This is a genomic window from Legionella sp. PC997 (assembly GCF_014109825.1).
In the GTDB taxonomy this organism is placed as follows: domain Bacteria; phylum Pseudomonadota; class Gammaproteobacteria; order Legionellales; family Legionellaceae; genus Legionella.
Window position 1 is genome coordinate 3,375,778 of the sequence record NZ_CP059576.1, and the last position, 13,643, is coordinate 3,389,420.

Consider the following 13,643-nt stretch of genomic DNA (forward strand, 5'->3'; position numbering starts at 1 on the left):
AGTCTATTAAGGTGGCAACCCTTTATTATTGGGACGCTTTTCGCGACCCTCAAGTTCCTCGGATGTATCATGAGTCGAGGTTTTTCTATGCCCTCTAAAAGACATACCTGCACTAATAAGAGAAGTAGCAGAGGTTTTGTCTTTTTTTAATTCAAGCTCCTTTTCAACTTTGCTGATTTTTTGGTTGAGCTCCACAATTGACTTCCGCGCCATAGACAATTCGGTATATGCTGGAAAACTCGTATCATCATGTGAAATAATTATAAGTAAAACCTTATCTATAGTTTCTTGATCCGGAGGGTCTTTATCAAAACAACTTAATACAGAAAGATCGAATTTTAAATCTTCTGAGAATGAAGAATCCAGATGTTTTGCATAAAGCCCTGAAGCCGTAACTTTAAATTCGGAAATTGCTTTCTTTTGTGCTTTAAGTAGCTCATGATGTTCCCGGATTAAGGAAGAAATATCTTGTTCTACTTTTTCTTTTACCCGGTATACTTCAATTTCTTTTAGCCATTTACTGGATCCTGAATTAACACTTGTCAATAAAGAATCGGTTATCTGATCTTTAGGAACATCAATATACCAGTGGGTTGAAGAGGGACCTATACTGGTGATTTCAATTTTTCGTGGATCAAAAAATAAATTGTCGGCATCAGGAAACATTTGTTTCGAACAATATTTTAGAAAATCCGCATCGAGCCAGGCTTTTTCGGAGCCGGGGCCATAATATTTTCTAATAACTGCTTTTGCCATATCCTCTAATACCGACTCATTCAAATTTTTAAAGATTTCCAGTGTCGCCTGGAATCTTAATTCACCTGCTTGTTCTGCATCAACTTTCTTGCCATTTGCAAGCTCCTCCATCCTATCTAAAATTTTTCCGTTCAAACGTTTAAATGGGGGTAAATCCATCCATTTTTGATTATCAATCACCCATGCACCTTCCTTAAGCATTGCTTTAAAAAAATCAGTCCCCCAATCGGACTCGACCATCGAACGACGTATCCCATTACTAAATTCACTCAATAACTCCCGCAATGAAAGACTATCCCAACCGGGGGCACTAAGCGCTTCTAACACATGTTCGAGGGTCTGAACATTATTAGAGCCCAGTATCCTATTTACCTGTGGCATATTAGTAAAAATAGTGGTGAGAATCTTACTCTTATTAATTTCTGCAGCCAGAACCCCATTGCTTTTAGCTTGCATTCCAAGATGCAATAAACCAACACACAGTGCATAATATCCGCAATCCCCCGCATCATAAGGGGGCTCGAGTTTGGAACGTTTTTGAACAGAATCACCTTTTGCGACACTCATTTTGCTTTTCATAATGTACTCAACATGAAACACACATAATCAAATTATAGTACAATGACTCAGGCTGGTTTATTTTTCATCAAATACTATCTTGCGTAGCACCGTGCTGTTTTAAAAAAATTTTTAAAATTAGTGTCTTAAGTAAAAATAGAAGCTAACATTGAATACAGATATTTTTATTTTTTCCGAGAAAAGCGAGAAATAAAACTACTCGTTTTTTGATTGTCTCAAGATTACAATATGGACTATTTCATTGAATGATTATTGAATAGTTATGGAAAAGTAAATGATTACCAATAAATTATTTCAACGAGCTACCCTGATTTTTTATTTGTTAATGACCATACTTTCTCTAAGCGCCTGTGCGAATTCTGGCTCATCAAATAGTGGTATTGGTGAAGAATACGGTACCAGCGATCGGGGTTGGCATTAAAATGAAATTTGATCTTGATACAGAGCCAGGTCAAAATATCTCATCGTTGATTACTTTAATTTAAGAAAGTTTGTATGTCATTCTTAAGGCGGGAATGACGAATGCGATCCTATGCTTCCAAACTATTTATTCGGATAAGCCTTTTAGGGATACTCCTATGAGAATTTTTTTGTTCTTATTGGTCTTAATATACTGCGCTTTGGGTCAGGCTAAATCGATGATTGCTTTTGAACGTCATGGTTCCATTTGGACAGCTAATATAGATGGCAGTAATATCAAAAAAATTACAGAAGGATACATCCCTGAAATTTCCCCAAATGGAAAATATATTGCCTATAATGTAGTGGATAAGCGCAAATTCGAAAACCGTTACCTGGCAATCATCGCTCTTGAAACGGATCAAGTTACCTTATTGAAGAATATCCCTTCTCCAAACAACTTTAATCCAGTGTGGTCGCCTGATGGGCAAAAGCTATTATTTAATACCTTTGTAAACAACAATTGGCATCTGGCATTAATCAATGCTGATGGCAGTGGGTATCGCCTTATAAAAAATACCCAAAACGCATTCAGTCCGACATGGGCAGAAAATGACACTTCTTTTTTTAGCCATGATTTGTATTCAATTTATTGGAGAGACTTTGCAGGAAATCTAATAAAAAAATGGCGCATTAATGACATTATTCCACACGCGAGCATGAGTAGTGCTTCGCACATCCACGCGGCTCCCAATGGAGCAATGCTCATTATGGATGTAGATATGGATGAAACCATTCATAGGAACAATTGGAGTGAACCCCCACTTGCAATATGGACATTTGATCTTAATTCCGAAAAAGCAACTCGTATTACTTCGAAAGGCAGATTGGCATGGAGTCCTTTTTGGATTAACTCAGAAGAGTTTATTTTTTTAGAACAAGAAGCTAAAGAGAAATCCCCCGCGTTATTTCGAGGCTCAATAAAAAGTCCGTCTAAAACACTCTTATTAAAAGATGTTCAAACTCCCAGTGTTTCAGGCTAGCGAATCATGTTCCTTTTGAAATAAGAAATAAATGGAGACAAATTAAAGTAAAATAGTTTATAAAGAAGTAAGGGGAAACTATAAAAAATACAATTATGGATCGAACGAAGAAAAAAAGTATTTTTGCTGGTTTATACGGAAATACTTTAGAATGGTTTGATTTTCTTCTTTATGCCAATTTTGCTCCCTTATTTGCACAAATATTCTTTCCATCTGATGTCTATTTTGTTTCCCTTCTCCTCACCTTTGGCGTATTTTCGGTAGGCTTTTTTATGCGTCCATTAGGAGGGGTATTATTAGGACATTATGCAGATCATATCGGTAGAAGAAAAACGTTGATTATCTCCGTGTCGATTATGACCTGTTCCACAGCGTGTATCGCCTTAATCCCTGATTTTCATACTTTGGGAATCCTCTCTCCGTTGCTGTTCGTTTTTTTTAGATTAATACAAGGAATTGCCGTTGGAGGAGAACTACCCGGTTCGACTACTTTTCTCATAGAACATATGGCTGGTCATCGACGTGGTTTTGCCGGAAGTTTAGTTTTAAGTACTGCTTTTCTGGGTATTTTTTTAGGTTCTTTTACGGCCTCTGTACTCAGTGTTTTATTGACCGAGGATACGCTGCGATCTTGGGGATGGCGTTTCGCTTATTTAATGGGTGCCCTCCTTGGATTAATAGGCATTTATTTGCGTCATACAAGTGTTGAGCCTGAGGCTTTTTTGCACACCAAACCTACCACCGAACTTCCCGCAAAGCTTGTGGTCATAGTACATCAGCGCAAATTATTATTAGCTATTATTTTTACGAGTATATTAGCAATGAGCAATTATTTACTCATTGCTTATATAACCAGTTTTTTAGTGAAATCTGAAGGATTTTTATTAAAAGATGCTCTGGTTATAAACTTTATAGCACTACTGGTATTAACGATATTAATTCCGATAATGGGCTTATTATCCGATTTCTTAGGTAGGAAACCTATTTTTTTATTAGGGGCTGTTGGTATTTTTATTTTTATTTATCCTCTTTTTATTCTTTTTTTGAGCGGTAACTGGTGGTATGTCCTTGTGGGAGAAATAGGGCTAGCAATCATACTTGCACCATTGAATGCTACAGTGCCTACTATGCTTGCAGAGATGTTCCCCACCGCGATTCGCGCCAGTGGCGTATCTATTGGGTATAACATTGGCCAAGCAGTTTTTGGTGGAACCATGCCCTTAGTTTCCTTAACCTTGGTTGAGCTAACCGGAAATAAATATGCTCCTGCGTTGTACATTATATTTTGGGTCGTTATCGCAATTATTTCGGTCCGGTACACCAAAGAGACTTACCTTGATGAACTGGATTAATGACTTTCAAAGAACCATGAAAAAAAACTTGAACGGCTTTAATGATTGCTTAATAAAAATAGGATGCGGCGACTATGAATCACAAGATTATAAAAATTACTTTATTCAATCTGTTTGTTGTTTATTCGGCATTGGGTTTTTCCGAATCCCATAGAGACAGTGTTTCTAAAGAAGAAGTAAATGGTACCTTTATTATGAAATTTCCTGCCCCTCATAATGATATTTCCAATACCTTGACGGTTCGTGCTTTGGGAGGAGGCAAACTTAATATTTCCTTCGAATTAATTTATCCTTATATGGTAAATGGCGAGCTGCAAGCCAATACCGGGGAGCTTTCGGGTGTGGCCAATATTAAAGGGGATACGGCCGTATACTCTTCTTCTGAATATGGCTCATGTATGATCACGATAACATTCCTCAAACCTGGTATGTTATCTGTTAACCAAGAAGGTTCCGATGCAGATTGTGGTTTTGGTCATAATGTTTACGCGAATGGGACTTATTTTAAGAAGAAAAAATAGTGATGGATCCCATCCTGTCTTGTCTGGATAGATTATAGGGAATTCGTCAACCTGATTTTATATTTTGAGTACTTGCACTTCAGGCAAACATTCAATATAGTGAAATATCAAGTTTGTATGTAGTTCCACATTTAGACTAATGGATTTAGCTTTAGAAGGAATTTTACATGACGAGACTAGAAGAATTAATTTATTCTCTGACTGCAGTGATAGTGCGCTATCATGACAGTCAACCGAAAGTAAAAAAATTAGTCACCGATACTGACGAAGAATTACTCAGAGAAAAATCACTCATTCGTGCCAAAGAAATCATCCAAAATAAGGATGTTCATTTTAAAATCCGCTTGAATGAGCTTATCAAGCAATGCAGTGATAGCGGCCGAAGACCTTTCTTATATTATATTTTGAATGAAATTACTTCGCTAAATACATTACTTAACCAAAAAAATTCCCTTGAGCCTACCAAATTAGAAGAATACAAAAATCAAATTTTTCAAGTACTTGTTGATCTTAAAGTACTTTTGGAAACTCCAAAACACAAAACCTATAGAATGACTTATAGCCAAGATGAAGAGAGCAAAGAAATGACCATTGCTTTGTCGGGGTTAAAAAATGACGGGTATCTCGGCGGTGAACTATGCAATTCAGGGGATATTTTAAACGATAGTGTTTTAAAACGTTTTAACATCACTACCCAAACATCCAACGCTCGAATTAGTGACATTGCAGAACAAATATGCACCGAACATCAGCATACCCTTTTAGTAGCTGAGCTATCGGAAAAAAATGCCGCTCTCAACAAACTAAATTCAGAGCAGGAACAAGAGCTTGAATTATTATCAACCGAAAATAAAGAAGCTGAAAAAAAATTGTTAAGTTTCACAGCAAAAGAACGTACCGCCATTTATGTGTCCTATATTTTATTTAAACAAATGCAAGCAAAAGAAGAAAAACAACAAAAAGTGATTGAGCAACAACAAAATACCATTGGTGAGTTAAGACAACAAATTAGTGAATTGACCCATTCGGGCTCAAAATCCTCTAATCATAGGTTTTATACCCCTGCTATTTAAAAAGCCCGAAGATTGAAGAAGTTATATTTATTTGCTTAATCTGGGCTCGAAAAAATAGTGCAACCTGGACACTCGGCCCGGTATGACCTATCGCCGCTCAGTTCACTATTATCTTCAGTGCGCATTAGCCAGTAGTTTCCGGTAACAAACTTTAGCCTTTTTGTTTTTAACTGAGCACTATTTAGATCACAATAACAGAATAATTAATTAACCCACTTGACATAAACAGTCGCGTAGCCAATCAAGAAATGGCCGTAACAATAGGCCACAAGCTGAAACCTAATAAAAAAGCTATAAATCCAGTCCCAAAATCTACAACAGATCCTACATCGGCCAAAACAACCAAAGGCTTTATGATGAGCCAGAACATCTCTAAAAGACTAATAGCTTTAAAAATTGCACAATAAAGGTGCATTTTTTGCATTTTTATGGTAAATTAGTTGTCAATTTATTTCTTTATTGGATAATTGATATGTTTTTTATGCGTTTAGATATAATATTAGTCGGATGTTTTTTGATGCTATTTCAACAGCCTGCTCATAGTCATGAACTCGTAGAAAAAACGGTGTCACGAGAATATTTTTGTAACAAGGTGATGCAGCCACTTGCCTCGAATATTGATTTGCTTATTAATAGCCATTACCAATAAGCTAAAATATACGTGTTTTTTTACAATCAACCGCGCCTAATCCTCTCGATTGGCCAGTTTACAACGCACGCATAAACCTTTGATTTCTGTTGTGCAATTAATAATTGAAAATTGCAGTGAGTTTGCTAATTCTGTAATGCATGTGAAATCAATAATGCATTCTAATTCTTTGACAAAATCACATTGATTGCAAATTAAAAATTGAGCTTGTCCTACATGATGCCCGTGCAAACAAGCAACATATGATTTGAGGCTATCAATACAATGGATGAATCCCTCTTGATGCCAGAACTGAATCGCTCGATAAACTGTAGGTGGTTTGGGATTTTCAATTTGTGTGGAGAGTCTTTGTAAGATTTCGTAAGCCCCTAGAGGCTTTCTTTCTTCTATTAAAATCTTGAGGACACGCTCTCTCGGGTCTGTGAACCGATAGCCATGCTGCACGCAATGCTTATAAGCCTTGTCCAACAAATTGTATTTCATCAATCATATTATAATTTAATCACTTAATTCATTATACCACAGTCCTTGTTTTACAGAAAAATTATCAAACACCGGCACCGAATATTAGCTAAATTCCTCTGGTTTAAAAATTATTTAATATGACTTGTTCTTTGGCAAGACGATGTTACAATATAACACTTTCTGAGGGCTGGGATGCCTCGTAATAAAATACCAGACGCTGTTTTATCGGTTTGACGAAATAAATTACTTGATTGTCCCGTTTCAAAATTACGTAATCTCCGTAACAGGTCTGAAGTGAATATTGATATACAACTGAAGTGGGCGTTGCTCCTCTTTAACATTTATGTTGTCCTTTAAATGGAGGAAACCAATGTATTGTAATTATAGATTCCGCCTTTCTAATAACGTGTCATCTTTGAATCTGGAGAACACTTCCACAAAAATCGAACAGATTTTGCACTCAGCACTAAGCTTAAAGTTCGTACGTATTGCTATCGATTTAACCAGTGAAGATAAAGGCATCAGTTTGTTATGTGAAGTGAACGATTCTATTACGATACAGACCGTCGTGACTCAGCTTTTATCAAAGGAGGGAATTATTTTAAGTGACATCATGGAAATGGAGACTATTGACTATCAAGAAGATATGCATATGGACCCATTAATTTCCAAACCCACTCCCTCTTCTCCTATTAAAAAAAGCAGAAAAAAAACAAAACGTTTCAATTCCGATGATCATTTTGATGATCATACTCACGGTCATTCTGATGACCATTTTGATGATCATACTCACGGTCATTCTGATGATCATTATGGTGATCATGCTCACGGTCATTCTGATGATCATTTTGGTGATCATAGCCATGGTCATTCTCATAATCTTTCTCATGATCATTCCCAGGGTCATTCTCATTCGCACGGCCATGGCCATCTTCATACTCACTCCCACCATCACCACGGCTCTGAGGAGGATGAAAATCATTGGTTAAAAGCTGGATTAGGGTTGCTTTGGGGATTAGGTATGCTCGTTCTAGCAATTGGGAGTTTTAATATCCCTATGCTTGCCTATTATGCCATCACCGGTCTTACTACCTTAATGACCTTATATTTAGGAAATACTGTTTACAAATCGGCATGGCATGCATTGCTTGCAAAGGAATGGGATACGACCACTTTGTATGCAATAAGCACCTTGACTATCGTTGCGGTATCTATCGCTAGCTTATTTATTCCTGGATTACCTATGATGTTCGAAGCAGCACCGCTGGTTTTAGGTTTCTGGCATTTAGGTGAAGGGATAGAACATACTTTAATTGATGAAATCAACAAAAAATTAGATGTCCGCGATTGTTTGTCTCAAATGACTCTATTAAAAGGTAATCCAGATAAAGAAATTTCCGTCAAAAATTTAATCCCTAATGATCTTATTATCCTTAAAAAGGGTGAGGTTATTCCTGTCGATGGAGTATTAACATCAAAAGCACTGCTTTATACTACACGCATCGATGGTTCACCGCACCTACAAGAATTTAATCCAGGCGATAAAGTGAAAGCAGGGATGCGCTTGGCGGATCATATTCCTTCATTGGAAATGCGGGTTACCAAAACATATCAAAATTCTTACTTATCTCTAATTGCAAAAAATATTGAACAAGCAAATGCTGAAAAAGCCCCTCTCGAACAATTTGCGAATAAATTATTAAAATATTTTATTCCTGGTCTGCTTACAATTGCACTTATCTCCGGCATCATCATCGGTTCGGTTTTTAATCCTGTTTTGGCTATTCAATGTGTTATCTCAGTTCTTGTGAGTGCATGCCCATGCGCTTTGAGCTTGATTACGCCAATGGCAGTTAAAATCGGTATGAAAAAAGCATCTGAAAACGGAATCCATTTTAACAATGGTAAAGCATTACAAGCAGCTGCTGATATTGATACTGTTGTTTTTGATTTAAATGGCACCCTGACTCAAGGAAACATTGAAGTAGAGCGTCTGCGAATTTCTAATAGAAAATTATTAGCTCATGTTGCATTATTGGAAAGTAAATCCGATCACCCTACAGCACAAATAATTAGGTCTTATATAGAAAATCAAGACATCGCTACAGAGTCGTTAGAAATCACATCCATTGATAAAAGTCACCACTCAGGAATAAAAGCTACTATTGAGGGTGAAACCTTCATGATTGGTAACGAGGATATGCTCAAAGCAAATGGAATTACTCTTATTAATAAGCCTTATGATAATCCTGAAAATGGTAGCATTTATATTGTGCAGGGCACATCCGTAATTGGACAAGTTGCTTTAACTGACCCTTTGCGTAAAGATGCTATTGCCACTGTAAAGCAACTTCAACGCTTAGGTAAAACAGTGCATATTTGCACGGGTGCAGATAAAGTCACTGCCTTGAAATACGCAGCATTATTAGGTATTTCTGAAAAAAATGTATGCGCCAATACTGTTGGTGCGATCTCTAATCCAACGGAAATCTCAAAAATAAGTTATATACAACTGCTGAAACGCAAAGGCTGTAAAGTAGCCATGGTCGGTGATGCGGCCAATGATGTGAGTGCGATTGCGTATTCCGATCTTGGAATCGCGGTAAAATCCAGTATCGGAGATAGCATTACCCAACAACATGCAGGGGTTGTAATTCAGCAAGGTATATTATTTCCTATAGCGACTGCCTTCGACGTCGCAGAAAAAACCAAACAAAACATTGTCCAGAACTTATCCGTAAGTTTAAGTTATAACTCAATTATTACACTTGTAGCAGCCGGATTGTTTGTGGCAATAGGTTTTGCTCTTAATCCCGCAGTGGGTGTTGCCTTGATGGTACTCGAATCTGCGATTGTTTTAACCAATTTATATCGTTTTAAACACCAGGATGTGATGTCAGCAGCAAATGATACAAATGCAGGAAAGACGGTAGAAACTGCGGGGAATACAACGGTTACCCTATTAAATACCTTTGGTTATGCCGAGCCCAGCCCCACTCCCATCAATTCCAATCCTCCGTCAACGAAGTCTAGGGCTCTAAGTTTCTTTGAAGCTAAAGAGGAACATGGGGCTCATACGGGAACACAAATCGCTAAAGGATGTCTGATCTCTTGATAAGACGTCCACACCGATCGACGTACCGCGCTTTAAGCGCGGTATCTAAAATAATGTCCTTTTAAAATAAGAAATTCTCCTTCCTTAAGGAATCGTGGACATCGGCGAGATCGAATAAGACTCCTTTCCGATACTGAGCTTATCTGGCTTTATATTAGCCTGCCAAAATAGTGCTCTATTACCTATGGGCTCCATCTCGGATGTATGATTTCGATTCTCAGTAAACTCTTCCCAAGTCAGATAACATGGATCCTCAAACCCATAATCCGCTAAATGGGTCTTTGGAAGTAACTTATTTTTGAATCGATCCCCATATAAAAGACACTGATATACTGAAATGAATTTTTGATAGTCTTTAAAAGAAAAATGATCATAAATCTTACTTCTGTAAGTATAAAGAATAAGTAACAGCTCTTTAACGGTTGTTGTGGGTTCCAAGGTCAGAACGATAGTTTCTCCACTATTTTTTTTATTGATTATAAATTTCATTGATGACCATTAATTAGTTAGGCATTCTTTTAATATATTTTGAAATAACGAGAAAGCAAATAACATTCGAACTTTAAATAAAATTGATTTGGCAAATTCACTCTATGAATCGCAAGTTATAACTCAAATCCGAGCTCATTTATTCTAATTTTTGTAAGATAATTAACGAATGCACCAATAATTAGTTTATTTGTACTAAAATTATACTACGCAACCATGTTGTATGGGTTCCAATGAGTGAGACAATTTACAGGCTTATCCTTAGAGGCAAAACAACCTATGATGGTCAAAAAATCGAAGAAGCGATTAATGAAATCTTATCATTAGAGGATGAATATATTGGCCTAATCTGCTATGAGGCTTTTGAAGAATTAAAAAAAGCTCGAATCAGCGAAAATCATAATCTATATGTTTCCATTTTAGAAGCACTTACCGAGGAGGACTTATTTGATATTATTCTTGAATTTAAACATTCACTTCCCAAAATCGATAAAGAACTTAATCATTTGCAGAAGGATGTAGACCAACTGAAAAAGATTAACTTAGAAATCGAACGATTACAAAAACAATGTCAAAGTAATGCTGAACAGATTAGTCTACATGACGAAACAATAGGCAAGCTTCTCTCAGCAGAACCAGGGACATTGGACCGTTTTTTAGCAGATGCAAAACCTGGTAAAATAAAAGGTTTTTTCTTGCGTTTTGTACGCAAAGAATTAATTGAGGAAGCAAAAAGTAAATGTACTCAGTATGACTTGCGCAATTCTTTAAATACAGAAGTTAGGCGTTTAAAAGCAGACAAAGAAAGACTAGAAAAAGAATCTGATTTTTATACAAAACAAAGGGACCAACTACAGAGCTCGGAAACGGAGCATACACAATTATTAGCGAATAAAATGACTTTACAAGTACAAATCGAACAATTAGAAAATACTATTGGATCCATCCCAAAAGCTAAAAAATCTAAACATGTAGTACAAGCTGCACAAAAGGTTGATGAAGATGATGAGCTGCAGTTTTCTATAGATCTGTAGAGGATAATGGATATAAGCACTTCTTTTCGCCCAAATTTCACTATTACTTTAAAGAGTGAAGGCCAGTCGCTTAAAATTTTAAATCCTATATAATGTTTCCATTAGAAAATACGTCTTGTGCTCTACTCCAAGAATTTCAATTTACAAACGATCATCAAACTGAATTAAACCGGATATCAAAATGAAAAAACTGTTTTACGGTCTGATTTTAATTTTAGTGGGTATGGAGTTATTGTACTTATTTCAACCATTTATTGGATTTAATATCGAGGTTTCGGAGCTAGTAGGGCAATCTCTACCCTTTTTAAAATCACACCCTCCGACGCATATTAATCTGAAGAATGATTTTATATTGAAGCCTTATATTCAAGGGCTCGACAAACCAAGATTTATGTATGTTACCGGCTCAGGGGATTTACTCGTAACCGAGCCCTCAAAAGGAACACTTATCCTAATACCTTATAAAAAGCCGGAACAAAAACTCGTGCTTCTCTCCGGTTTGCGAAAGCCTCACAGCATGGATTTATTGGATCACTACTTATACATTGCAGAAGAAAATGCGATTGGCCGAGTTAGATATGATGTACAAAAGGGACGTATTCTGGGGTCTTATGAGCGAATAATAACAAATATTCCCGATGATGGAGGACATTGGACAAGAACTATTAAATTTGGTCCGGATGGATACGGCTATGTATCGATTGGTTCTTCGTGCAATGTGTGCATTGAAAAAAATCCTTTAAGAGCTTCTATCGCGCGTTTTAAACCCGGTGAGAATCATTTGACTGTTTATGCCAAGGGGCTGCGAAATGCGGTTGGGTTTGATTGGTCACCCATCGATGGAAGACTTTATGCAACTGAAAATGGACGTGATTATTTAGGGGATCACTTCCCTCCTGATGAGTTAAATCTTATTAAAGAAAATCAATTTTATGGATGGCCTTATGCAAACGGAGATCGAGTACCCGACCCCAAATTTGGTATTGGAAAAGAACAAATTATTAATGGATCTCAACCGCCGGCATTCAAATTCGACGCGCACCAAGCACCTTTAGGCATTACATTTATAAAAAATCCTAAATCTCCACTTTATAAAAAAGCATTAGTTGCCCTTCACGGTTCGTGGAATAGTTCAATTAAAGTCGGTTATAAGGTGGTGAGTCTTAGTTTTGAAAATGGAATAATAACTCAAAATGACTTTATTACCGGATTTCTTAAAGAAGGCAAAGTGATAGGTAGGCCGGTTCATATAGTCGAAGGCAAAGATAGCGAATTGTATCTCTCTGATGATTTTAATGGAGTTATTTATTTAATTGAGAAACAATAATCGGGCAATCGCAGCCCGAGTTTAACTACTCAGGCTAAGCGCTATTCAAGTTTTTAAACTAATTTTGTATTAGTGTTGCCAGCCTGAAATCTGTTGTAAATAATGAACGGCCCCAGAGGAGTCAAACTTTCCTGCCTCCATTGACTCTTGTAAAGTGTAATCATCATACAATTTAGAATGCTTTTCCAATATTTCCCGTTCCGGTGTCGCACTTCCAGCGGGGGGCCTACCAGGAAGTGGCTTGGGTATCTCGTTAAAAAATCTGTATCTACGATTGTAGTTGATTTGATCGGTATAGACTGAATTATGGGGATCCGCAGAGTATCCGTAAGTAAGCGACTCATAATTTTTTATTGAACCATCAGGTCGAGTACTGATATCAATGATCCGGGGATCCCAAGCATCCACCTCCCATGTGGAAGGATTGTTCTCACCTTTTAACTGCACTAATATTTCTAAATAGACATGATCACATTTAAGTGAGCTAAGAATACGAATTTTTGCAACTGCGCCTCTACGGGCAATTTCTTTACCAATCTCTACCAGAAGATAATCTGCAAGCTCATGGCAATTTCCTAAACTAACATACTCAATTAGATCATGTCGGTACATGTATTCATCTTCTTGGGTAGAGGTTAGAGGTTCGCGAACATTTTTAGTAAAATAGTTATTTTCTTTAATCTCGCGATGGTATTTTATATACCCACTTTTTTGATTACAGATTGTTATTTTTCTTCTAGTCTCCAAAATAGCTTCTGTACATATATTTACAAACTCTTCTCGTGATAAAAAAGGCATAATACTTTCCCAAAACTTTTCAATTAGGGACAATATTATACCT

General features: G+C 36.8%; 12 protein-coding genes. 8 read left to right on the forward strand and 4 right to left on the reverse strand.

Annotation, left to right across the window (positions count from 1 at the left end):
- Window positions 1-6 precede the first annotated feature (6 nt).
- The gene (locus HBNCFIEN_RS14760) at window positions 7-1,335 is read right to left on the reverse strand and encodes a hypothetical protein (protein WP_182391816.1); all 1,329 of its coding nucleotides are present in this window, start codon (window positions 1,333-1,335) and stop codon (window positions 7-9) included.
- A gap of 274 nt (window positions 1,336-1,609) precedes the next feature.
- Here HBNCFIEN_RS14760 and HBNCFIEN_RS14765 point away from each other — a divergent pair, with 274 nt between their 5' ends.
- The 5 genes from HBNCFIEN_RS14765 to HBNCFIEN_RS14785 all read left to right on the forward strand — a co-directional run bounded on the left by HBNCFIEN_RS14765 (window position 1,610) and on the right by HBNCFIEN_RS14785 (window position 5,723).
- Window positions 1,610-1,756: a hypothetical protein gene (locus HBNCFIEN_RS14765; RefSeq protein WP_182391817.1), complete on the forward strand. Its 147-nt coding sequence runs from the start codon at window positions 1,610-1,612 to the stop codon at window positions 1,754-1,756.
- 157 nt (window positions 1,757-1,913) lie between these two features.
- The gene (locus HBNCFIEN_RS14770; protein WP_182391818.1) at window positions 1,914-2,777 is read left to right on the forward strand and encodes a PD40 domain-containing protein; all 864 of its coding nucleotides are present in this window, start codon (window positions 1,914-1,916) and stop codon (window positions 2,775-2,777) included.
- 95 nt (window positions 2,778-2,872) lie between these two features.
- Entirely contained in the window at window positions 2,873-4,129 is a 1,257-nt protein-coding gene (locus HBNCFIEN_RS14775; protein ID WP_182391819.1) for an MFS transporter, read from the forward strand.
- A gap of 74 nt (window positions 4,130-4,203) precedes the next feature.
- On the forward strand, window positions 4,204-4,650 hold the full coding sequence (locus HBNCFIEN_RS14780) for a hypothetical protein (protein ID WP_255464241.1): 447 nt from the start codon (window positions 4,204-4,206) through the stop codon (window positions 4,648-4,650).
- 167 nt (window positions 4,651-4,817) lie between these two features.
- On the forward strand, window positions 4,818-5,723 hold the full coding sequence (locus HBNCFIEN_RS14785) for a hypothetical protein (RefSeq protein WP_182391820.1): 906 nt from the start codon (window positions 4,818-4,820) through the stop codon (window positions 5,721-5,723).
- A gap of 685 nt (window positions 5,724-6,408) precedes the next feature.
- On the opposite strand, the gene HBNCFIEN_RS14790 is transcribed toward HBNCFIEN_RS14785, so the two are convergent.
- Complete coding sequence (locus HBNCFIEN_RS14790) at window positions 6,409-6,855, reverse strand: Fur family transcriptional regulator (RefSeq protein WP_182391821.1); 447 nt, start codon at window positions 6,853-6,855, stop codon at window positions 6,409-6,411.
- A 352-nt stretch (window positions 6,856-7,207) separates the two neighbouring features.
- Between HBNCFIEN_RS14790 and HBNCFIEN_RS14795 the strand changes: the two genes are divergently transcribed.
- Window positions 7,208-9,952 (forward strand): cation-translocating P-type ATPase, encoded by a 2,745-nt coding sequence (locus tag HBNCFIEN_RS14795; RefSeq protein ID WP_182391822.1) that lies wholly within the window; start codon window positions 7,208-7,210, stop codon window positions 9,950-9,952.
- Window positions 9,953-10,036: 84 nt separating this feature from the next.
- On the opposite strand, the gene HBNCFIEN_RS14800 is transcribed toward HBNCFIEN_RS14795, so the two are convergent.
- Window positions 10,037-10,441, reverse strand: a complete 405-nt coding sequence (locus HBNCFIEN_RS14800; protein WP_182391823.1) for a hypothetical protein — start codon at window positions 10,439-10,441, stop codon at window positions 10,037-10,039.
- A 233-nt stretch (window positions 10,442-10,674) separates the two neighbouring features.
- Between HBNCFIEN_RS14800 and HBNCFIEN_RS14805 the strand changes: the two genes are divergently transcribed.
- Both HBNCFIEN_RS14805 and HBNCFIEN_RS14810 read left to right on the forward strand, forming a co-directional pair.
- The gene (locus tag HBNCFIEN_RS14805; protein ID WP_182391824.1) at window positions 10,675-11,475 is read left to right on the forward strand and encodes a hypothetical protein; all 801 of its coding nucleotides are present in this window, start codon (window positions 10,675-10,677) and stop codon (window positions 11,473-11,475) included.
- A gap of 181 nt (window positions 11,476-11,656) precedes the next feature.
- Complete coding sequence (locus HBNCFIEN_RS14810) at window positions 11,657-12,802, forward strand: sorbosone dehydrogenase family protein (protein ID WP_182391825.1); 1,146 nt, start codon at window positions 11,657-11,659, stop codon at window positions 12,800-12,802.
- A 69-nt stretch (window positions 12,803-12,871) separates the two neighbouring features.
- On the opposite strand, the gene HBNCFIEN_RS14815 is transcribed toward HBNCFIEN_RS14810, so the two are convergent.
- On the reverse strand, window positions 12,872-13,600 hold the full coding sequence (locus HBNCFIEN_RS14815; RefSeq protein WP_182391826.1) for a hypothetical protein: 729 nt from the start codon (window positions 13,598-13,600) through the stop codon (window positions 12,872-12,874).
- Between the last annotated feature and the right edge of the window lie 43 nt (window positions 13,601-13,643).

Excerpts from the sequence above, each read along its gene's own strand:
- HBNCFIEN_RS14760 (WP_182391816.1), bottom strand. The coding sequence starts at position 1,335 with ATGAAAAGCAAAATGAGTGTCGCAAAAGGTGATTCTGTTCAAAAACGT.
- HBNCFIEN_RS14765 (WP_182391817.1), top strand. The coding sequence starts at position 1,610 with ATGATTACCAATAAATTATTTCAACGAGCTACCCTGATTTTTTATTTG.
- HBNCFIEN_RS14770 (WP_182391818.1), top strand. The coding sequence starts at position 1,914 with ATGAGAATTTTTTTGTTCTTATTGGTCTTAATATACTGCGCTTTGGGT.
- HBNCFIEN_RS14775 (WP_182391819.1), top strand. The coding sequence starts at position 2,873 with ATGGATCGAACGAAGAAAAAAAGTATTTTTGCTGGTTTATACGGAAAT.
- HBNCFIEN_RS14780 (WP_255464241.1), top strand. The coding sequence starts at position 4,204 with ATGAATCACAAGATTATAAAAATTACTTTATTCAATCTGTTTGTTGTT.
- HBNCFIEN_RS14785 (WP_182391820.1), top strand. The coding sequence starts at position 4,818 with ATGACGAGACTAGAAGAATTAATTTATTCTCTGACTGCAGTGATAGTG.
- HBNCFIEN_RS14790 (WP_182391821.1), bottom strand. The coding sequence starts at position 6,855 with ATGAAATACAATTTGTTGGACAAGGCTTATAAGCATTGCGTGCAGCAT.
- HBNCFIEN_RS14795 (WP_182391822.1), top strand. The coding sequence starts at position 7,208 with ATGTATTGTAATTATAGATTCCGCCTTTCTAATAACGTGTCATCTTTG.
- HBNCFIEN_RS14800 (WP_182391823.1), bottom strand. The coding sequence starts at position 10,441 with ATGAAATTTATAATCAATAAAAAAAATAGTGGAGAAACTATCGTTCTG.
- HBNCFIEN_RS14805 (WP_182391824.1), top strand. The coding sequence starts at position 10,675 with ATGAGTGAGACAATTTACAGGCTTATCCTTAGAGGCAAAACAACCTAT.
- HBNCFIEN_RS14810 (WP_182391825.1), top strand. The coding sequence starts at position 11,657 with ATGAAAAAACTGTTTTACGGTCTGATTTTAATTTTAGTGGGTATGGAG.
- HBNCFIEN_RS14815 (WP_182391826.1), bottom strand. The coding sequence starts at position 13,600 with ATGCCTTTTTTATCACGAGAAGAGTTTGTAAATATATGTACAGAAGCT.